The following is a 21,450-nucleotide window of genomic DNA, read 5'->3' as shown; positions in this document are numbered from 1 at the left end:
TTCGTGCTCACCCAGGCGGGGGCTGAGGTAGCGGTTGCCGCCTCAGCCCTACAGGCTCTCGGCCAGCTCAATCAGTCTGTACCCGACCTGTTGCTGTGCGATATCGGCATGCCAGAGATGAATGGCTACGCGCTGATTCAGCAGATCCGCAAAAGACGCCACGACCAGGGCGGCAACATTCCTGCAATCGCCCTGACGGCCTACGCCGGAGAGATCAATCAGCAGCATGCCCTGGCCGCTGGCTTTCAGCTGCACCTAGCCAAACCCATTGAACCAGACCTGTTGGTGAGCGCGATCGCCACGCTGGTGCAGCCGCCACCGGCAACCGGCGGTTAGTGTTTAGCCAAGCTGACTGTGACAAGCTCTAACGACTAGGGGTATAGGGTTTAAGGGTGTCCGGTTTAAGGTAGGTCATGAACCGAACACCTTAGACCCTATACCCTCTCTAACCTGTCACCTTTGGCCTGGCAGACTACTAGTTGTATCGCTCTCTTCTACACCGGCTGCGGGGGTGGGCGATAATAGCCTCGGTTGCTCTGCCCGTCACCCATGCTGCAATACGTGCGATCGCGCCTGCTGCCCTACCTGCGCACCCAGGTGATCCCCTCCAAACCCGCCCAGCTCCTGATTCAAACCTGGCTGAAGTGGGATCGCGACAACGTTCCCGGCATGGCGGCAGCGCTGTCGTACTACGCGCTGTTTTCGCTGTTTCCGCTGCTGCTGGTGATTCTCGGCGTGGTGGGGGCGCTGGTTGGTCCCGATTCAGAGGCCTTGGTCGCCATGCAGGAGATCATCGTGCGCTACCTGCCCCCCGAAGTGCACGATCTGATCAAAGACACCATCGTTGCCCTCAACGAAAATAGCGTTGGAGCAGGACTAATTGGCTTTGGTATCTTGCTGTTTGCTGCCAGCACTATCTTTGCGATCTTGAAGCGATCGGTGAACAAAATCTGGGAAACCCCCAGCCGTGTCAGCGAAGCGGGGTCGCCGGTCCGCATAGCGCTGTTTTTTGTTGTCAACAAACTGTCGGCCTTTGTACTGGTGATCGCCACAGCGCTACTGCTGCTGGCCTCGCTGCTGTCGCAAATTGTCATCAAGGTCATTCTCACCCTGGTGAACACCTTTCAGGCCACCTTTGACTTCCTCACCATTGACGAAGCAATTTTAGGCAAAAGCTTGGAGGCGAGCTGGTCGTTTTTGGCGCTGGGTTTTGCGATCGCCGGGCTGTTCCGCATTCTGCCCTCAATCAAACTTTCCTGGCGCGACATCTGGCCCGGTGCCCTGCTCACCACTCTGCTGCTGGCGGGCTTGCAGTGGCTGGTCAGCAACAGCGTCATTACCCTGGGCAGCCGCTTCGTCTCCTACGGCGTGATCGGCAGCGTGATGATTCTGATGCTGTGGATCTTTTTGGCCTGCCAGATTTTCTTTGCGGGCTGCGAGTTTTCGTTTGTCTATGCCCATCTGTTTGGCACCAAACGCCGAACCGCCCGGTTTGGGGAATAGGGCACAGTCTGCTGGGTCACCATTGGAGATGTTGAAAAACCGCAGATATTAGATAGAAGATTTAATCTAACGGAGATTGACATGCCCGATGTAGCAACGCTTAGTCTGTTTTTTACCGCCGCTTTTGTTCTCAGCATTACCCCAGGGCCGGGCATTCTCTACACGCTGGCTCGCAGCCTCAACGGCGGCAAATCTGAGGGCATTTCATCGGCCTTGGGCCTGTTTGTCGGCGGGCTGGTGCATGTTTTTGCCGCCGCTGTCGGCATTTCTAGCCTGCTGATGACCTCGGCTGTGGCATTCACCCTGGTGAAATACGCCGGCGCTGCTTACCTCATTTATTTAGGGCTGCGCACGCTGTTGAGTCGAGATATGCTACTCGTCAATGCCGATGCTGCCGTGCCGTCGCCCCGTCGAGGCAGCGCGTTTTATCAGGGCGTGATTACTGAGGTGCTCAATCCTAAAACGGCGCTGTTTTTCCTAGCCTTTATTCCGCAGTTTATCAATATTGAAAGCGGCAGTGTTTTAACCCAGTTTTTGGTGCTGGGTCTGATCACCGATTTTCTGAATCTGGCGGTGGATGTTTTTGTCGCGTCTTTTGCCGGGCCGATTGGGCAGAGACTGCGGACGAGCGGCAGCTTTAGACGCGGTCAGCGCCTCACATCGGGCTGCACCATGATTGGTCTGGGCGCGTATGTGGCGATCGCCGAGCCGAGCTAGCGGCCTGAGCAACCAGTGATACTGTCGGTGCGCGTGGGTCAACTAATCAGAGGAACCCGTCTAATGATGAGCTTTAGAGTAGCGCTGATTTGTTTAAGCCTGGGTCTGCTGTCGGCCTGCGCAATCCAAACCCCGGCAACCAGCCCAGCCTCCCCGCTCTCTGCCCAGGAGCGCTTTGGCGATCGCCCCGGCGTCACCGTCTTAGCCGCTACCCCAGCCGCTGCGGTGCAGGGGCAAACCCTCTACGTGCCGGTGTATTCCGAAATTTTTGATTCCGAAGCCAACCGCACCTTTCAGCTGACGGTGACCCTAAGTTTGCGCAACAGCGATCGCCGCCAGCCCATCACCATCACCACGCTGGACTACTACAACTCAGGAGGCGATCGCCTCGTCACCTACCTCGATGCCCCCATTCAGCTCGCCCCCCTCGCCTCCACCGAAGTCGTCGTCGATCGCACCAATACAGCCGGCGGCGTCGGGGCCAACTTCGTCGTCACCTGGCAATCCGCTGCCCCCGTCAGCGCCCCCGTCATCGAAGCAGTGATGATCAGCACCGCCTCCCAGCAGGGCCTCTCCTTCGTCAGCCCCGCCCGCATCATCGAGGAACTGCAACCCTAAAGAAAACCGCACAGTTCAAACAAGTATCCATCCCGAAAGCCCCCACCTTCTGCATTCCCCCCGATTCTCCCCACCCCCTACCCCTAACCCGACCACTCATCCACCCCTCACTCATCCACCCATCCACCCCCTACCTCTACCCCTCCCATGTCCACCATCCACCCCGCCACCGACTTCCGCTCCGACACCGTCACCTGGCCCACCCCTACCATGGTCGAGGCCATGGCCACCGCCGAACTGGGAGATGACGTTTACGGCGAAGACCCCACCGTCAACGAGCTAGAAGCCCTAGCCGCCAATCTGCTGGGCAAAGAGGCAGGACTGTTTGTCACCAGCGGCACCCAGGGTAACCTGATCGCCGCCCTCACCCACGCCCAGCGCGGTGACGAAGCCATCCTCGGCGAAGACGCCCACACCTTCTGTTGGGAGGCGGGCGGCATCGCTGTGCTGGGCGGCATCACCACTCGCCCGCTGCCCACCGACAGCCGAGGCCGCATAGCGATCGATCAGATCAAATCGGCAATTCGAGTGGATAATCCACACCTGCCCCATAGCCAATTGATTCTGCTAGAGAACAGCTCCGGCGGCAACAATGGCGCGGCGATCGAGCCCGACTACTTTGCCGCGATCGGCACCCTAGCCCACGAGCATCATCTCAAGGTGCATTTAGATGGAGCGCGACTGTTCAATGCCGTCACCGCTCTTGGGGTCGAGCCCACCGACATTACCGCCCATGTCGATTCGGTGAGCGTGTGCCTCAGCAAGGGGCTATGCGCTCCAGTGGGTTCCCTGCTGGTGGGCAGCGAGGCGTTTATCCACCAGGCCCGCCGCCACCGCAAGCTGCTAGGCGGTGGCATGCGCCAGGCCGGTGGGCTAGCTGCAGCAGGCATCATTGCCCTCAAGACCATGAGCCAGCGATTGCAGAGCGATCACGATAACGCCCAGGCTCTAGCTCAGGGATTGGCGACGATCCCAGGCATTGAAATTGATCCAGCGGTGGTTGAAACCAATATGGTGTTTTTTGACCTGGCTGAGGGAATTGCTATTTCCCCAGAAGCCTTGATCAAAGCGCTGAAGCTTGAGTACGGACTGTATATCGGCGGGTATGGCGATCGCCGCCTGCGGGCCGTCACCCACTACTGGATTAAGCCGCCCCAAGTCGAGCGACTGATAGCGGCCATAGGCACTATTCTGCGCCGGCATTGACCCCAGCAGCAGGACAATCGGCGGCGAGGGTGTAGGGTTTAAGGAACTTGGCCTACAGCCGTCTTCGGGATCTAATCCTTAAAGGATCCAGCTGTGGCGATCGCGCTGCTGGTTGCGCTACACCCCAGACCTGGCTAAACTTAGCCCAGCAAACTGACCCACCCCTTTTAACCGGCCCCCTATGGAATGGCATGTGACCGATGCCCAAAGCCTGCGCGTGATTGACTCCGAAATTGGCGACCACAGCTTCTCGCCATCGGAATACGAAATTGTGCGCCGGGTAATCTATGCCACCGCCGACTTTGCCTTCAAAGATCTCATTCATTTCTCTGACCAGGCGCTGCAGTCGGGGGCCGCAGCCCTGGCGGCCCGCACCACCATCGTTGTCGATGTGCCCATGGTGCAGGTGGGCATTACCCCCTGCATTCAGCAGACCTTTGCCAACCCAGTCTATTGCAGCATGGACGCCTTGACCCGGCCTCAGAAGGGCAAAAGCCAAGCCTCGTGGGGGGTAGAGACCCTAGCCCAGCGCTACCCTGAAGGCATCTTTATCATCGGGTCTTCAGAGGCGGCCCTGTCTACTCTGGTCGACCTGATCGACGCCGACAAGGTGCGCCCGGCGCTGGTGGTCGCGACCCCCGCCGGGTTCATAGAAACCGCTGTGATCAAAGGCCGCCTGCAAGACACCATGGTGCCCCATGTGGCCATCAACGGCCGCAAAGGCAGCCCTGTGGTCGCCGCTGCGATCGTTAACGGCCTGGTCGACCTAGCCTGGCAGGCCTACGGCAAAGAGAATCCCTAGCGGTTTGTGAAAGCTGTGGGGTGCAAGGTGCAGGGTTCAGGGCCATTCCCTTTCGTTGTGCGATGGAGAGCGGCGGCGAAGGCTAGGTCAATCTGGTCTTTCAGGGCGATCGCTCCCTTACCCGCTGGCCAGCGCTGTCACTAGCCGCTGTCAAGCGGGATCAATGGCCGGATCAAACACCGCGTACTGCGACCCGCCCAAGGCTTTGGCCCGATACATGGCCATATCGGCGTGGTTGAGCATAGCCTCTACACTGTCATCGCTTTCAGTCCTTAAGGCAATGCCAATGCTGGCGCTCGAACACACCTCTGGATGGTCGCGCAGCAGCGGCAAAGCCAGCGCCTGTTGAATCCGGGTGGCCACGGCAACGGCGGCTTCGCCCGAGGCAACCTCATGCAGCAAAATGGCAAACTCGTCGCCCCCCAGCCGGGCGACGGTGTCCTGGGGGCGCAGGCAGGCTTTGAGCTGAAGGGCAATTTCCACCAGCAGCTGGTCACCCACCCGATGGCCCAAGCTATCGTTGACTCCTTTAAAGTCGTCTAGATCAATAAACAACACCGCAAAACTGTAGGCGGCACTAGTGCGTTTGAGGGCGATCGCATGAGCTGCCTTTTCCATAAAAAAGCGGCGATTGGGCAGGCTAGTCAGGGTGTCGTGAATTGCCCCCGATCGCAACTCCAGCTCTAGCCGCTTGCGCTCCGTGACATTGCGAATAATGGCAATTCGGTGGCCTTGCTCGGTGGGCAGCAGGCGGGCTTCGCAAAAAATCTTCTGCTGCTCTACAGTCAACTCGGTCTCAAAGCATTGCAGCGACTGAGTGCGACTGGCCATCTGACCGTAGCTAAACAGTTTAGCGGCAAAGCTCGACTCAAAGCAGCTCACAATCGACTGGCCCGCTGCGCCGATGGGCAACCGGCTGAGGTCGGGGTCTACAGAAGGCTTAACATCGAGAATAGAGCCATTGGCATCAAACTTCAGCATCAGGTCAGGGAAATGATTCAGCAGGCTGGCACCAGGCGCGATCGCATGGGCCGGCGACGGCAGCAGACAGAGAGGCGGAGCAACCGGAACTCCAGACCGCACGGTAATCAGTCGGGCGCGTACGCCATGGCAAAAGCCAATGGCGTCGCCGGGGCGGAGGGGGCTAGTTTGCACCGGGTTGTCGTTAATTGTCAGCGGCTGACAACTGGGGCCGTCGGTAGCGTCGTCGCTGTGAATCACATAGCAGTGGTCGAGCCACACTAGGCTGGCGTGGTGGCCAGAGACCCCCTCAGACACCAGGCGAATATCTTTGGTGCGATCGCGGCCAATGGAATAAAATCGCTTGCCCAGCGGCATAATCTGACGGCGCTCACCATCTTGGATCAGCAGGGCCAGGTGGGGGCAGTCGTCCTCCCACCCCGGGCACGGAGTCTCTTTAATTTGAGTCATCATACAGGGCACCAGTTGTAGAGCGCGTTTCCCGGCCGGTTGAGGGGAGCGAGGTTGCCTAGGCAACCCGTGCTAGCTCAGGGGCAAACGACAGCTGACCATCCAGCACCTGGCGCATCAGCAGGCAGGCAATCTCTTGGCCGTCGATGGGCCGGGAGAAGTAGTAGCCCTGCATTTTCTTGTAGCCCAGCTCTTTGAGGGTGATCAAGTCGTCGAGAGTCTCTACTCCTTCAACAATCACATCGAGCCGCAGCCGCTCAGCCAGCATAAAGATGGCCTCGCTCATCGCCCAGTTTTTGTTGCGAATAAACGAGCGATCGATTTTGAGGGTGTCAAAGGGCAAGTCTTGCAGCCGCCCCAGGGACGAATAGCCCGTGCCAAAATCGTCGATGTAGAGCTGTATGCCCAGCTGTTGAAGTTCGACTAGAGCCCTGAGGGCTAGGTCCTTGTTTTCAATCAGCGCGCTTTCGGTGACTTCGAGCTTAAGGCTGTGGGGGGCAATGTGGTGGCGCTCAAGAATTTGGCCAATGTGCTCCACCAGCTGGGGATGGCGCAGCTGCACCGCCGAGAGATTGACGCTGACGCTGAGGGGAGTCACCGCCGGAAACTGCACCTGCCACTGGTGCAGCTGTTGGCAGGCCTGATCGAGCAAAAACAGCCCCAGGGTATCGATCAGACCGGCCTTCTCGGCTAGGGGAATAAACACCTCTGGCGAAATGATGCCCCGGCTGCTGTGATGCCATCGGGCCAGCGCCTCAAAGCCAATAATCCGGTTGTGCTCAATCGATACAATCGGCTGGTAGGCCAGGTGGATGGCCTGCTCCTCCACCGCCTGGTGCAGGTCGTTTTCGAGCTGAAGCAGCTCTAGCTCGGCCGTTGAGAGCAGCGTCAGTAGGGGCGTGGGCTGGTTCTCTAGGGCGTTGGCCAGCCGGTTGAGGCGGTCGGCGTTGTTGATGGCGATCGCCAGCAGCCTTTGACCATCGTCGGAGAGCGACCCCGACTGCTGATACCCCAAAAGCTTAAGCGCCCCCTGAATTGAGGCGAGGGGAGTGCGTAGCTCGTGACAGATTAGCAGCGAGACGTCATCGAAGGGGTGGGCTGAGCAGTCGGCAATCGAACACAAATCCTCACTGGGCTGAGCCGAGTTGGAGTACGCCATGGAAGATGCTTAAGGCTATAGAAACGTTAGTGGGTTGAGACATTGGGGGCGAGGCTAGGTGGAGCAAGCAGGGCGGGAGTGCTAGGAGACTAGGCGGTCTGCGATCGCATCTCGACCCAGATGGTGTAGTGGGTCTTTGACACGGTGATGCATACCTTAAATCCTTTATTACTTTCCTGGGTAGCTTGGCGGTAGGCCTGGAGCCGGTCAGCCAGGGGGAACTGCTGCAAGCTAATGTAAAAGTCATTCCGGTAGAGCATGCCGTCATGAATGCCCTGATTCCAGAATTTAAAGGAAGAGATGAACTCCTCGACCACTATTAGGGGGAGCATAGCGGGGCTGCTGGCAAGACGTCTTTTTCAGAATAGAAAACAAAAGTGACAGCTATGTGAACACCTTGAATCCTCTCACACTGGCGCTACTGCCATCCCAAAACAGACTCAATTTGTCCGCCCAGCAGGCCAGGATCAAAGGGCTTGATCAGCACGGCCCGCGCCCCCGCCGCCACAAAGGATTGTTGGGTGGCCAGCCGTAGGGTAGCCGTCAGTAAAATCACTGGAATGTGCTGAGTCTCAATATTTTCACCGAGTTTAAGCAGGGTGGCGAGACCGTCAACCTTGGGCATGACCACATCGAGCAAGATGGCGTCAGGACGATAGGTGACCGCCAAGGCCGCGCCCTCCTCACCAGAGGCGGCGGTCGTAACCTCCCAGTTTTTGGTGATTTCTAGGCTAACCTTGGCAATCTCGCGCACGTCGGCTTCGTCATCAATAATTAAGATGCGTTTGGCGGCCATGATACAAATGCCGGTACATGCCGGTTACTAAATACAGAACTCGATTACTGCGGGGCTAAACCCCACCCAGAGCCTGCCCTCGGTCAGTCTATCCGAGGGGGGCTAGGCGGTGAATCGCCTCTTGGTACAGGCGGTCCAGGGTATGGCCATCGGCTGGGAAAGTGGCTGCGCCCAAGAGGAAGCCTAGGGGTAGATCCAGATTGCCTGAGCTTGAGCGCAGCTGGTCGGCTAAGAGCTGAGCCAGGGGTGGCCCCAGCGCATCCTGGGGGGAAGACCAGGCAGGGGCTAGCGCTCCGATCAAAATTTCTTGCGATCCCCAGCGGGCGATCGCATCGCCTTGGCGCGTCAGGGTCGGCAGCACCGCCGCCAGCGCCACCATTAAGTCCTTTGCAGAGGCCAGATCAGGGCTCAGGTGCAGCAGCACCAGGCTGAGGGGCTGAGGGGAGCGGTGAGCTAGGTGCAGCAGCAGGTCGAATTCAATGGTGCCCTTGCGGCGGTTAGCCAGGCCGGTGAGCGGGTCGGTGCCCGCTAGGGTTTGCAGCAGGCGGCCCCGCTCTAGCCGTTGAAACAGGCGATTGACCAGCTCTGGCTCCAGAATGGGCTTGGGCAGATAGTCGTCGGCCCCCGCCTGGTAAAGCTCATAGACGGCAACCGTCTCGCGGCAGGCGGTGAGAAATAAAATCGGCAGGGTCTGCCAGCGCTCCTGCTGGCGCAGCTGCCGGCATAGCTCCACACCCCTGACATGGGGCATATCCAAATCGAGCAGCACCAGATCAGGAGGGCTGACCTCCAAGGCGGCCCAGGTCTGGCGGGGGTCATCGAGCGTCACCACGTCGAGGCCCCAGGGGGGCAGCAGGCGCTGGAGCTGAGCCAAAATTAACGGGTCGTCATCAACAGCCAGCACCCGATACCGGGTATCTGTGGGGCGCAGCGGCACGGCCAAGGGCACAATGCGTGACTCAACGGGGGGCGTGGAGATCTCCTTGGGGCCGGCGGCTAGCTGAGCATCGAGTTGATCCACTAGAGCAGTAAACTCACCGCCCTGGGCTGCATCGGGCTGCATGAGCCAGTCTTCGAGGCGGCGGGCTAGGTGTGAGCCTTCGGTTAGGCTAAACAGGCCCAGGGAGCCGGCCAGCTTGTGGGCAGCTCCCTGGGCCAGTGACCGCACCTCCTCGGGCAAAGGAGGCTGGTTGAGGGCAGTCGCCGCCCGGCGCAGGGCGGCCATGCGATCGCTCAGGATGGGTCGAAACTGGTCAAAGGCGGCGATCGCCGCGGCTCGGGCGGCCGCTGCTTTGGCCTGCTCTGGGGAGGGGTCGGGCTGAGGCAACTCTGGCTCGGCGGCCGGTGGAGCAGGCCTGAGGCGATAGCCCATGCCGTAGACGTTCTCGACCATATCGTCGGCACCGGCCTGCTTGAGCTTGCGCCGCAGCCGCCTAATATGGGTGCGAATGGTTTCTTCTCCAGGGCAGTCGTCGGCGCTCCACAGCCGTTCTAGCAACACTGTGTTGCTGAAAATGCGATCGGGGTGGCGCAGCAGCAGTTCCAGCAACCCATATTCCTTGGGAGAAAGCACCACCGTCTGGTCGGCTACTGTTACCAAATTCGCCTTGGGGTCGCACCGGAGTTGGCCCCAGTGCAGAGTGGGGCTGCTCATCACCGTGGGGCGGCGCAGCAGCGCGCGCAGGCGGGCGGTCAGCTCAGTCAGGGTATAGGGTTTAACCAGGTAGTCGTCGGCACCGGCATTGAGCCCTTCGACCTTGTCACTGTTGCTGCCGCGCCCGGTCAGCAGCAAAATTGGCCCGACATAGCCCGTCTGGCGCAGCCGACGACACAGCGACAGCCCATCTAAACCCGGCATATCAATGTCTAAAACGATCAGATCGTAGGAGGTAGACCGGGCATACTCCCAGCCCAGCAACCCGTCGGTGGTGGTGTCGACAACGTAATGTTGGGCGGCTAGATCGCTGGTCAGCCGCTCGATTAAGACCTCGTCGTCGTCGACCAGAAGAATTTTCATGGTGGCCTCAGCCGTCGCAGGGGTGCGTAGCTTAGAATGCCCGCAGCGATCGCAGAATTTCCGCGCCAGCAGCATCGCCCCGCCCCAGCCTGATCGGATTGCCGCTGCTGCGTTCACGCTGTTGCCACAGTTGCCGCTCGCTATGAATATGTTCCCAAGATAGCGTCACAGCAAGGGAGCAGGAGTTCCGCCGGTTGTCTATAGCCCGCCCCGGGGTAAGAGTTGTCGGGAAGAGGGATCTAACCCCCCTCCCCAATGGCTACGGGTTAGCTACCGTGGTGGCGTAGCTGGCCGATGAAATGCTTGAGGCCCCCAACCAAATTTCCCGTCGTCGCCAACAGCGGTTTGGCTAGTTTTGGGCAAAACCCCTCCAATTCGGGAATCTTGGCTACATTGGTCTTGCTCTAACGCCTCGAGTCATGCCGCTTCCCTGCCCCGACCCTGCAATGCGCTACGCCGATCGAGTTGCGGCGGGCGAAACTCTGCTGATCGTAGATGACTCCTTAGAAAACCTCAGGTTTCTCTCTAAAACCCTTAAGGGCCAGGGCTATAGGGTGCGGTGCGCCCGCAGCGGGGCCATGGCGCTGCTGGCCGTCAACACCACCCAGCCCGCCCTGATTCTGCTAGATATTCGCATGCCCGAGATGGATGGCTATGCGGTGTGTCAGCGGCTGAAGGCTGACCCCAATACCCAGGCCATCCCGGTGATTTTTCTCAGCGCCCTGGATGAGGCGCTCGATAAGGTTAAGGCCTTTGAGGTGGGGGCTGCCGACTATCTCACCAAACCCTTCCAAGTTGAAGAACTGCTGGCCCGAGTGGCAAATCAGCTGACAATTCGGCGCTTGCAGCACTGCATGACGGTGCAAAACCAGCAGCTTCAGCAGGAAATCTGCGATCGCAACCAGGCCGAGGCCAGCCTTCATCAAGCAACGGCTCAGCTGTCTACGCTGATTGAGCACCTTCAGGTGGGGGTGATATTGGAGACCCCAACCGGCCAGGTGCTCATGGTCAACCAGCCCTGTTGCGACCTGTTTCGCCTGGATCTGCCCCCAGCCGCTCTAGTTGGGGCCGATGGCCAAGCCTTTGCCCAGGATAGTGCCGGTCTGTGGGTCGATGCCATCGCCTTTACTCGGCGCATAGCAGCCCTGCGGCAGGCCCAGCAGCCGGTGGTGGCCGAAGAGATTGCCCTAGCCGATGGTCGCACTCTAGAGCGCGACTACGTGCCCCTAGGAGGCGATCGCGGCCTAGAGGGTCACCTCTGGCAGTACCGCGACATTACTGCCCGCAAGCAAGCCGAGCAAATTTTGCTGCAAAACTCCCAGGCGCTCAACCACTTTAGCCAGAGCCTAAAGCACCTGCACCGCCTCAGCCTGACCCAGTTTGACAGCTTTGATGCCCTGCTCCACGACTACCTCAATACCGGCCGTCAGATGCTGGGATTTACCGGTGGGCTAGTGGGCAAGATCGAGGACGGAGACTACGTGGCGATCGCCACGGAGGCCAATCTACCGAGGCTAAAGCCCGACTGGCGCTGCCCCCTCGACGACACCTTTTGCAGCCTGGCTATTTATCAGCAGCGCACCGTCAGCTTTACCCACATTGGTACCCAGCCGGAGCTGCGCCAGCACCCCCTATATCAAGCACTGCGGCTAGAGTCGTACCTGGGCACCCCAATCTGGGTGGAGGGCGAGGTCTATGGCAACCTGTGCTTTTTTGACACCACCCCGCGCCCCCATGGGTTCAATCAGCACGAAACCGAAATTATTGAGCTGATGGCCCAGAGCATTGGTAAGGTGATCAGCACCGACCGACTAGAGCAGCAGCGGCAGCGGGCCAGGGTCAAACTCCAGCAGAGTGAAGAGCGCTGGCAGTTAGCCATTCAGGGCAGCAACGCGGGCATCTACGACCTCGACTTTCGCACTCAGACGGCGTTTTTCTCCGAGCGCTACAGGGCGCTGCTGGGCTTCAGCGACCCGGCTACGAACGAACGGCTGAGCGATGACGACTTGCGCTGGGAGTCGCGCATTCACCCCGACGATTACGATCGCGTTATGGCGGTGCACCACGCCTACCTGATTCAGCGCCGCCTGCCCACCTACGAGGTTGAGTATCGGCTGCGCTGCCGCGACCAGAGCTACAAGTGGGTGATCTCCCGGGGTCAGGCCCTGTGGGATGAGCAGGGTCGACCAATTCGCCTGGTGGGCTCGACTGGCGACATCAGCGAACGGATGCGGCTTGAAGCCGAACGCAAACAGGCTGAGGCCGCCCTGCGCCAGAGCGAAGAAAAATTTCGCCAGCTGGCGGAATACATTGACAGCGTTTTTTGGATCTACGAGCCCCAGCAGCGCCAGTTTGCCTACGTTTCGCCTGCCTACGAAAGCATCTGGGGCCGTAGCCGGGAAGAGCTTTACCACGACGCGCGGGCCTGGGTCGAGGCGGTGCACCCTGCCGATCGCGATCGGGTGATCCGGGGCCTGCCCCGCCGCCCCGCTCCCAAAGCCCTGACCCACTTCAGCTACGACGAAGAATTTCGCATCACTCGTCCTCTGGGACAGCCAGCCTGGGTGCGGGTGCGGGCCTTTCCCATTCGCAACGAGCAGGGGGAGGTCTATCGCCTAGTGGGGGTGGCCGAAGACCTAACCCAGGTGAAGCGTCAGGAGGAATCGCTGCGGCTGATTGTGGAAGGCACTGCCGCTAAAACAGGCAGCGATTTCTTTGAGTCGCTGGTGCGCTATCTGGCCGATATTTTGCAGGTGCGCCATGTCCTTGTCACCCAACGGCTGCCGGCAGACCCAGGCCGCACCCGCACCCTGGCCTTTTGGCAGCAGGGTCAACTGGGCGATCGCCTAGAGCATGACCTAGCGGGCACTCCCTGTGAGCGACTGATAGCGGGCGAAGTGATCTATATACCCCAGCGGGTGCAAGTGCTCTACCCTGACGATGCCGAGCTGAGGTCGCTAGGGGCAATCAGCTTCTTGGGCATTCCCCTAGTGGATGCGGCCTCCCAGGTGATTGGCCACCTGGCGGTGATCGACGACAAACCCATGGTCGACGACCACACCCGCGAGCTAATTTTGCGCATTTTTGCAGCTCGGGCGGCAGCGGAGCTAGAGCGCCAGCAGACCGAAGATGCCCTGCGCCAGGCTCGCGAAACCGCCGATGCCGCCAACCAGGCTAAGAGCATCTTTCTGGCCAATATGAGTCACGAGCTGCGCACCCCCCTCAACACTATCATCGGCTTTGCCCAGCTGATTACCCGCGATTGCCATCTAGAGACCCAGGCCCAAGACTACCTAAAAATTATTAGCCGCAGCGGCGAGCACCTGCTGGCGCTGATCAATGACGTGCTTGAGATGTCAAAAATTGAAGCCGGGCGCATTTCGCTCCATGTCACCACCTTTGATCTGTCGTACCTGTTGTCTAGCCTAGAGGCCATGCTCACCCTCCAGGCCGAGGCCAAAGGGCTCAGCCTGAGCTTTGACTGTGACCCGGCCTTGCCAACCTACATCGCCACCGACGAGGGCAAACTGCGCCAGGTGTTGATCAACCTGCTGGGCAACGCCATCAAATTTACCCAAGCCGGTCGGGTGATGCTGCGAGTGCGCTGCCAGCCAGTTCTGGAGCAGCCCGGGGTGGCCAGTCCTGAAGCCAACGTCGCCCTGGAGTTTGCCGTGGTTGACACCGGCCCCGGCATTGACCCTGAAGATATCAACCGCCTGTTTGAGCCCTTCATTCAGAGTGCGGCGGGGCTGCGATGGTCAGAGGCCGGTTTAGGACCATCGCACCAGGGCAGCGGCTTGGGTCTGCCCATCAGCCAACAGTTTGTGCAGCTGATGGGAGGTGAGCTCACCCTTGAGACCCGAGTTAGCCAAGGATCAACCTTTACCTTTGTGCTGCCCGTGCAGCGGATCGAGCGATCGGCGGTGTTTCCGGCCCTCGACGAACCCCCAATTATCGGTCTGGCCGACAATCACCCCCCCTGGCGGCTGTTGGTGGTTGAAGACCACCCGGCCAACCGCTACCTGCTGGTGCGCCTGCTCACCGCCGCCGGGTTTGAGGTGCAGGCGGCCCAAGATGGCTACGCCGCTGTCGACCAAGCTCGCAGCTGGTGTCCTCACCTGATCTGGATGGACATTCGCATGCCCGGTCTCGACGGCTATGCTGCTACGGGCCAAATTCGAGCCCTGCACCTTGACCCTAAACCGGTAATTATTGCCCTCACCGCCAGCCCTTTTGAAGAAGAGCGAGCTAAAATCTTAGCCGCCGGGTGCGATGATTTCGTACGCAAGCCCTTTCAGATGCAGGCGATACTGCAAAAGATCGCTGCCTATCTGCCGGTGCGCTACCGCTACGCTGCTGAGGCTGACGCCTCTCCCCCTTCCCCCAGCACTGCTAGGGGGGCTGGAGTAGGAGTTACCCCGCCCGCACCGGTGGAGCTTGGGCTGTGGTTACGAACGATGTCCCCTGAGTGGCAACAAAGTCTGGCCCAGGCAGCCATTGCCGGTTCCGACGATCGTCTGCTTGAGCTGTTCAACCAGATGCCCGACGCTCCGGTTAGCGTGGCTCAAACCTTGACTGGCTGGGCCAGAAACTTTGAGTTTGATCGCATTCTTGACTGTCTGCGCCCTAGGGCCGAGGCGACCCGCCAGGGAGACGCTGCGGTGTAGATAAATGTTGCCTTTCCCCAGCTAGATTCACCGCAGGGGTGAGGATCGGTAGGCTGAGACGGCGATCGCAGAGCGATACAACAGATCTAGAGAACGGAGGTGAACGGTGTACAAGATCGAGGCGGGAGGTACCCCATGACTTCCCCTAACGATGCGGTCGTCAAGGGCGACATCTTGATTGTTGACGATACTCCCGACAATCTACGGCTGCTCTCAGCGATGTTGGGACGCCATCAACTGGGGGTGCGTAAGGCGTTGACCGGCCAGTGGGCGATCGCCGCTGCCCAGGCTGCCCCCCCCGACCTGATTTTGCTCGACATCAAAATGCCGGAGATGAGCGGCTATGAAGTCTGCGAGCGGCTGAAAGCTGATCCTTTAACCCAAGCCATTCCGGTGATCTTTATCAGCGCCCTCGACGATGCGATCGATAAGGTCAAGGCCTTTGCTGCCGGTGGGGCCGACTACATCACCAAGCCGTTTCAGGAGGCAGAGGTGCTGGCTCGCATTGCCCACCAGCTAGAGCTGCGGCGGCTCCAGGCCCAGCTGGTGGCTCAAAACGAAGAGCTGGTGCGCTCTAACCGAGAGCTAGAACAGTTTGCATCGGTGGTGTCCCACGATCTACAGCAGCCGCTGCAAAGCATTTTGGGCTACACCAAGCTGATTGGCCTCACCTGCCCTGCCGTGCAGCAGTCGCCGGCCCAGCCCTACCTAAAAAGCATTCTGGATGCCAGCGATCGCATGCAGCAGATGATTCAAGACTGGCTGGCCTACGCCCAGGCGGGGCAGGCCCAGCCGACCTTTGCCCCGGTTGATGGCAACGCCCTGCTCGACCAGGTGATTCTCAACCTTAAGGTGGCCCTAACCGAGTCCCAGGCACAGCTGTGCTATGGCGATTTGCCCACCGTGATGGGGAACGAAGTGCAGCTCATGCAGCTGTTTCAAAACCTGATCAGCAACGGCCTAAAATTTGTCCGGCCTGATACGGTGCCCCAGATCACGCTGTCGGTAGAACCCTTGCCCCAGGCTTGGCAATTCAGCATTCACGACAACGGCATCGGCATTGAGGCCGAGCACCTAGGGCAAATTTTCGAGGCCTTTCATCGCCTTCACGACTCCCAGAGCTACCCTGGCAGCGGCATTGGCCTGGCTACCTGTCAAAAGATTATTGAGCGCCACGGCGGCCAGATTTGGGCAGAATCGCAGCCTGGTTTGGGCAGCACCTTTTACTTTACCCTGCGGGCTATCCCCGACAGTGACGGCTAGCCTCGTCTTCTCTCTAAGTTGCTTTCGGAACCCCCATGAGTCCGCTCACTCTGTTCTGTTTTGCCGACGCCCTCGCTCAGGTGCCCGCCCTGCTCGCCGCCAAATTTCCCGACTGTCGCGTGGTGCTGGCGACCACAGGCTCGGCGATGACGGACTACCTTGCACAGCTAGACTTCGCCGAGGTGGCGATCGCCATTGTTCCCGCAAGCTGGCTTGACACCGGAGCTCTGCGCTCGTTTTGCGATCGCTTTCCCCAGGCGCTGATAGTAGTGCTTGATCCGGTAGTGAAGCCGCCCCTGGCCGATCAACCCAGCACCGACTATTCTGAATCGGTCTATCGCCGATTGCCCTACCCTGGCACCGATGCCGAGCTGGTGTTTACGGTGACCGCTGCCCTAAAGCACTATCGCCAGGAGCAGCAGCTAACCTTGAGCCAAGCCGCCCTAGACGACGCCCACCGACAGCTGGATGTGCTGCAAAGGCGGATGTCGGCGCTGATGGTGCAGCTTGATTGGGGCGTGGCCAGCGCCAGCGATCGCGCTCAGACCGAGCGGGCCCTGCGCCGCAGCCAGAGCGGCCTAGCCGAGGCCCAGCGCATTGCCCATTTGGGCAGCTGGGAGCTTGACCTGGCCAGCCAAACCATCAGCGGGTCGGCAGAGCTGTTGCGCATCTATGGGCTCGACCCGGCCCAGCCCGCGCCCGACTACGACCAGTGGCGACAGATGATTCCCCCGGAGGATTGGCTGCCCCTAGAGACGGCCATTGGGCGGGCGATCGCCCTTGGCACCCCCTACGAGGTCGAGCACCGCATTGTCCGCTCCGATGGCTCGGTGCGCTACCTTGTGGGCCGGGGTGAGGTGGTTTATAACGGCCAGGGAGAGGTGGTGCAGCTGCGGGGCACCGGCCAAGACCGCACCGAAGCCAAGCTGGCGGAGCTGGCCCTGCGGCAAAGCGAGGCTAAAAACCAGGCGATTTTCTCGGCGGTGCCCGACCTAACGGCGGTGGTCAACGCCCAGGGGCAGTATGTCGATTTTGCCTACAACCGCTTTACAGGAGAACTCCTGCCCCAAGTCACCCAAGGTATTGTGGGTGCCTACGTTGCTGACGTGCTGTCCCCCGAGCTTGCCTACGAGTGGCTGACGGCGATCGAGCGCACTCTGGCCACGGGCACCGCACAGTTTTTTGAGCAGCAGCTAAGCTTTGGCGATCGCACGCAGTATGAGGTGGTGCGCATGGTGCCCTACCAAGCCGACCAGGTGCTGGTGCTGGTGCGCGACATCAGCGATCGCAAGGGCATTGAGATGGAAATGCGCCGCCACCGCGATCTGCGGGAGGCCATATTCAACGAATCGACCGATGCCCTGTTTATCGTTGATCGCGAAACCGATTTAATTCTCGACTGCAACCAGCGGGCGGTGATGCTGTTTGAGGCCGACAGCGGCGATCGCCTGCTCCAGCGGCGGGGCAACAGCCTCCAGTGCCAGCCCTTTAGCGAGGCTGAGCTGACAGTAGCCCGCCAGGAAGTGGCCAAACACGGCTTCTGGAGCACTGAGGTCGAATATTTGACCCTCAAGGGGGAGCGGTTTTGGGGCAACCTGGCCGCCAAGCCCATCTCCGTGGCCGACACCCCCATGCTGCTGGTGCGGGTGACAGACATTACCGATCGCAAGCGCACTGAGCTGGCCCTAGAGCTGGCCAAAGAGCGCTACCGTCGCGCCACCCAGGCGGCCAGGGCGGGCGTGTGGGAACTCAACCTTGCCACCAACACAGGCTACCTCGACCCCACCATCAAAGCCCTGGTGGGATGGGACAGTGAGGTCATCGATGACAGCCTCGATCAGTGGCTCACCCTGATTCATCCCGAAGATCGAGACCCGTTGAACACGGCGATTCAAGCCTGCATCCAGGGCAAGACCGAGGAATTCGTGTTTGAGTACCGCATGCCCCACTGCGACGGTTCGGTGGTCTGGGTGCTATCGCGAGGGCATCTGCGGCGCAATGCCCAGGGCCAGCCCGAGGCTTTTTTGGGCACCACCACCGACATTACCCCCCTCAAACAGGTAGAGCTGGCCCTCAAACAGCTCAACGAAGAGCTGGAACAACGGGTACAGCAGCGCACCCAGGCCATGCAAACTCTGGCTGCCGTGGTTGAAAACAGCACCGATTTGATCGGCACGGCCACCCTAGACGGGGTTGCCATCTACCTCAACCAAGCCGGCCAGCGCCTGGTAGGGCTAGAGCATGAACCCGTCGCCGGTCGCTCCATCAAAAGCCTTTTGAGTGCCGCCACAGTGCCTCAATTTGAGCAGGAGGCCCTGCCCACCCTGATGGCTGAGGGGATGTGGCAGGGGGAGTCTACCTTTTGCCATGCTCAGACTGGGGAGGCGATCGCCGTCGAGCAGGTGATGTTTTTAGTCAAAGACCCTAATACCCAAGAGCCCCTGTGTCTGGCCACCATTGGCCGCGACATTCGCGATCGCAAACGGTCAGAGCTGGCTGTTCAAGAGAGTGAAACCCGCTTTCGCCAAATTGCTGAGGCGATTGAAGAGGTATTTTGGATGAGCACCGCAGACACCGCCCAAATTTTGTACGTCAGCCCTGGCTTTGAGCAGATCTGGGGCCTGTCCTGCGAGGCGCTTTACCAGTCGACATCGGTCTGGCTCAACAGCATTCACCCCGACGACCGACCAGCGGTGGAGGCCACCCTGCCGGCCACAGCCGCCACCACCTTAGACAAGGTCTATCGCATCTACCGCGCCGATGGCGAACTGCGCTGGATTAGCGATCGCTCCTTTCCTGTGTTGAATGAAGCCGGCGAGGTCTACCGCGTAGTCGGGGTGGCCACCGATATTACCGAGCGCCGCCAGGCGGAGCAAGCGCTGCGGGAGAACGAGGAACTCTTTCGCGGCATCTTTGAGCAGTCGGCCATGGGCATTATCGAGGCCGATTTAGACGAGCGCATTGTGCGGGTCAACCAAATTTTTTGCGACCTGGTGGGCTACACCACCGCCAACCTTCTAACCATGACCTACGCCCGCTTGACCCATCCCGACGATGTGGAACTCGACCGCACCCACGTCAAGCAGCTGCTCAAGGGCGATCTCTCCAGCTTCATGATCGAAAAGCGCTACGTGCGCTCTGACGGGTCGACGGTGTGGGTAGCGCTGGCGGTTTCGCTGGTGCGGGATGCCCAGGGCCAGCCGCAATATCTGCTGGGGGTGGTGAACGACATCAGCGATCGCAAGCAGGCCGAGCTAGCCCTGCAAGAGTCTCGCAACATGCTCAAGCTCGTGCTCGACACCATTCCCCAGCGAGTGTTTTGGAAAGATCGCCAACATCGGTTCTTGGGCTGTAACCCAGCCTTTGCCAGCGACTACGGCCTGACTCCCGATCGCGTTATTGGTAAAACCGAGGATGAACTGCCCTCGGCCAGATATGCCGCTAAGTACCAGGCCGACGATGGGCAGGTGATGGCCACCCGCCAGCCCAAACTGGGCTACGAAGAGCGTGCTAGCACGATCGGCAACAAGGACCTCTGGACCTTGACAAGCAAGGTGCCCCTCACCAACGCTGACAATGTAGTGATCGGCGTGCTGGGCTGCTACGAAGATATCACCGCCCGCAAACAGGTGGAAGCGTCGCTACTCCAGCTCAACCAGGAGCTAGAGCAGCGAGTGCAGGAGCGCACTTGGGAACTCCAGCAGGCCGTCCAGGTCTCCGAGGCGGCAAACCAGGCCAAGAGCACCTTTTTGGCCACCATGAGCCACGAGCTGCGCACTCCCCTCAACGCCATTTTGGGTTTTGCTCAGCTCATGGCCCGCGACGCCACCCTCAGCGGCGACCACGGTCAGGCCCTCAGCATCATTAATCGCAGCGGCGAGCACCTGCTAATGCTGATCAACGACATTTTAGAAATGGCCAAAATCGAGGCGGGCCAGGTCAGCCTCAACGCCGTCCGTTTCGATCTCCACACCTTGCTCAAGGCCCTGGGCGATATGCTCTACCTGCGGGCCCAAGACAAAGGGCTTGGGCTGGTCTTAGACTGCCATCCGACCCTGCCTCGCTACCTAGTCGCCGACGAGCCCAAGCTGCGCCAGGTGTTGATCAACCTGCTCGGCAATGCCATTAAGTTCACCCCAGCCGGGCAGGTCACGCTGCGAGTTACTCCGGCCCATCCCCTGCCCGCGTTCCCCACACCAGGTGCCCTGCTAGGGGTGACCTTTGCCGTCATCGACACCGGCATTGGCATCACCGCTGCCGATCGCGATCGCCTGTTTGAGCCGTTTGTGCAGGTGGGGCAAGGGGCAGGCACCGGTCTCGGCCTCTCGATTAGCCGTCAGTTTGTGCAGATGTTGGGTGGCGATCTTACGGTCGAAAGCCAGCCCGGCCAGGGATCTACCTTTGCCTTTACCCTGACGATGCAGGTAGCTGATAGCGTAGATGGTGAAACGCCGTCACCGACCACTCCTGTCACTGGCTTGGCGGCCGGGCAGCCAAGCTACCGTATTTTGGTCGTCGACGACGAGAGCACTCACCGGCACCTGCTGGGCGAGCTCTTACGGGCGGTGGGCTTTGAGGTGCGCGAGGCCGACAATGGCCAGGCCGCCCTCGACCTCTGGCAGCAGTGGCGACCCCAGCTGATTTGGCTCGACATGCGCATGCCCATTCTCAGCGGCCCCGAGACGGCCCGCGCCCTGCGCAGTCAGGAGCAGCGTGCGGGCACAGCTCCCACCAAGATTATTGCCCTCACCGCCAACGCCTTTGAAGACGATCGCGCCCGCGCTTTGGCATCGGGCTGTGACGACTTTGTGCGCAAGCCCTTTCAGTTCGACCATTTGCTGGCCAAGCTGGCTGAGCATTTGGGGGTCAAGTACACCTACAGCCCAGTCTTCGCCACCGAGAGCAATGCTACCGTGCTGTCCGCTGAGGCAGCGATCGCAGCAGGGCGATCGCTGCCTCAGCCGCTGCTGGCCCAGCTCCAGCAAGCCACGGTGCAACTCGACGGCGATCGGCTCACCCAGCTGCTGGCCCAAATTCCCCTTGAGCAAAAAGCCCTGATCGATTGGCTGAGCTGGCAGATTGACGAATTTGCCTTCGACACCCTGCACCCGCTGCTGGAAGCAGCCCAGCAAACCTAGTGCCTAAGCAGCGGCGATCGAAGATGAAGTCTGGTAGGCTGCCAAGCCTAAGGTTCAAGGTGTAAGGTTCAAGGTCTCTGGCTCACGGCGGGCCATAGACCATACACCCTGAACCCTACACCCATTCTTCGCC

At 60.1% G+C, this 21,450-nt stretch carries 15 protein-coding genes; 9 read left to right on the top strand and 6 right to left on the bottom strand.

The annotated features are described in order from the left end of the window. The 6 genes from H6F59_RS24080 to H6F59_RS24055 form a co-directional block, all read left to right on the top strand. A partial coding sequence (locus H6F59_RS24080) for a response regulator (protein ID WP_190706854.1) occupies nucleotides 1-336 on the top strand: 336 nt, incomplete at its 5' end. Between the two features lie 213 nt (nucleotides 337-549). Further along, nucleotides 550-1,503, top strand: a complete 954-nt coding sequence (locus H6F59_RS24075; RefSeq protein WP_190706851.1) for a YihY/virulence factor BrkB family protein — start codon at nucleotides 550-552, stop codon at nucleotides 1,501-1,503. An 81-nt stretch (nucleotides 1,504-1,584) separates the two neighbouring features. Then, on the top strand, nucleotides 1,585-2,220 hold the full coding sequence (locus H6F59_RS24070) for a LysE family translocator (protein WP_190706848.1): 636 nt from the start codon (nucleotides 1,585-1,587) through the stop codon (nucleotides 2,218-2,220). A 63-nt stretch (nucleotides 2,221-2,283) separates the two neighbouring features. Beyond that, nucleotides 2,284-2,838, top strand: coding sequence for a DUF3124 domain-containing protein (locus H6F59_RS24065; RefSeq protein ID WP_190706845.1), 555 nt, complete (start codon nucleotides 2,284-2,286; stop codon nucleotides 2,836-2,838). Between the two features lie 147 nt (nucleotides 2,839-2,985). Then, nucleotides 2,986-4,044 (top strand): low-specificity L-threonine aldolase, encoded by a 1,059-nt coding sequence (gene ltaE / locus H6F59_RS24060; RefSeq protein ID WP_190706841.1) that lies wholly within the window; start codon nucleotides 2,986-2,988, stop codon nucleotides 4,042-4,044. Between the two features lie 181 nt (nucleotides 4,045-4,225). Beyond that, nucleotides 4,226-4,846, top strand: a complete 621-nt coding sequence (locus H6F59_RS24055) for a precorrin-8X methylmutase (protein ID WP_190516085.1) — start codon at nucleotides 4,226-4,228, stop codon at nucleotides 4,844-4,846. Between the two features lie 150 nt (nucleotides 4,847-4,996). On the opposite strand, the gene H6F59_RS24050 is transcribed toward H6F59_RS24055, so the two are convergent. From H6F59_RS24050 to H6F59_RS24025, 6 genes are all read right to left on the bottom strand, one after another. Continuing rightward, nucleotides 4,997-6,280, bottom strand: a complete 1,284-nt coding sequence (locus H6F59_RS24050; protein ID WP_190706838.1) for a GGDEF domain-containing protein — start codon at nucleotides 6,278-6,280, stop codon at nucleotides 4,997-4,999. 55 nt (nucleotides 6,281-6,335) lie between these two features. Beyond that, nucleotides 6,336-7,436, bottom strand: coding sequence for a bifunctional diguanylate cyclase/phosphodiesterase (locus tag H6F59_RS24045; protein ID WP_190706836.1), 1,101 nt, complete (start codon nucleotides 7,434-7,436; stop codon nucleotides 6,336-6,338). An 89-nt stretch (nucleotides 7,437-7,525) separates the two neighbouring features. Further along, entirely contained in the window at nucleotides 7,526-7,768 is a 243-nt protein-coding gene (locus H6F59_RS24040) for a hypothetical protein (RefSeq protein WP_190516073.1), read from the bottom strand. Nucleotides 7,769-7,854: 86 nt separating this feature from the next. After that, a complete protein-coding gene (locus H6F59_RS24035; protein ID WP_190706833.1) occupies nucleotides 7,855-8,232 on the bottom strand; it encodes a response regulator in 378 nt (125 codons plus the stop codon). Between the two features lie 88 nt (nucleotides 8,233-8,320). After that, a complete protein-coding gene (locus H6F59_RS24030; RefSeq protein ID WP_190706831.1) occupies nucleotides 8,321-10,249 on the bottom strand; it encodes a response regulator in 1,929 nt (642 codons plus the stop codon). A 31-nt stretch (nucleotides 10,250-10,280) separates the two neighbouring features. Further along, on the bottom strand, nucleotides 10,281-10,418 hold the full coding sequence (locus H6F59_RS24025; protein ID WP_190516066.1) for a hypothetical protein: 138 nt from the start codon (nucleotides 10,416-10,418) through the stop codon (nucleotides 10,281-10,283). A gap of 250 nt (nucleotides 10,419-10,668) precedes the next feature. Between H6F59_RS24025 and H6F59_RS24020 the strand changes: the two genes are divergently transcribed. The 3 genes from H6F59_RS24020 (at nucleotide 10,669) to H6F59_RS24010 (ending at nucleotide 21,317) form a co-directional block, all read left to right on the top strand. Next, entirely contained in the window at nucleotides 10,669-14,916 is a 4,248-nt protein-coding gene (locus H6F59_RS24020; RefSeq protein ID WP_190706828.1) for a response regulator, read from the top strand. A 135-nt stretch (nucleotides 14,917-15,051) separates the two neighbouring features. Continuing rightward, complete coding sequence (locus H6F59_RS24015; RefSeq protein WP_190706824.1) at nucleotides 15,052-16,179, top strand: response regulator; 1,128 nt, start codon at nucleotides 15,052-15,054, stop codon at nucleotides 16,177-16,179. Nucleotides 16,180-16,214: 35 nt separating this feature from the next. Further along, entirely contained in the window at nucleotides 16,215-21,317 is a 5,103-nt protein-coding gene (locus tag H6F59_RS24010) for a PAS domain S-box protein (RefSeq protein ID WP_190706821.1), read from the top strand. Nucleotides 21,318-21,450 lie beyond the last annotated feature (133 nt).

Origin of the sequence: Nodosilinea sp. FACHB-141, assembly GCF_014696135.1 — a bacterium.
Classification (GTDB): Bacteria; Cyanobacteriota; Cyanobacteriia; order Phormidesmidales; family Phormidesmidaceae; genus Nodosilinea.
Note: the sequence above shows the minus strand (reverse complement) of the source record. Positions and strands in the feature narration are given on the sequence as shown.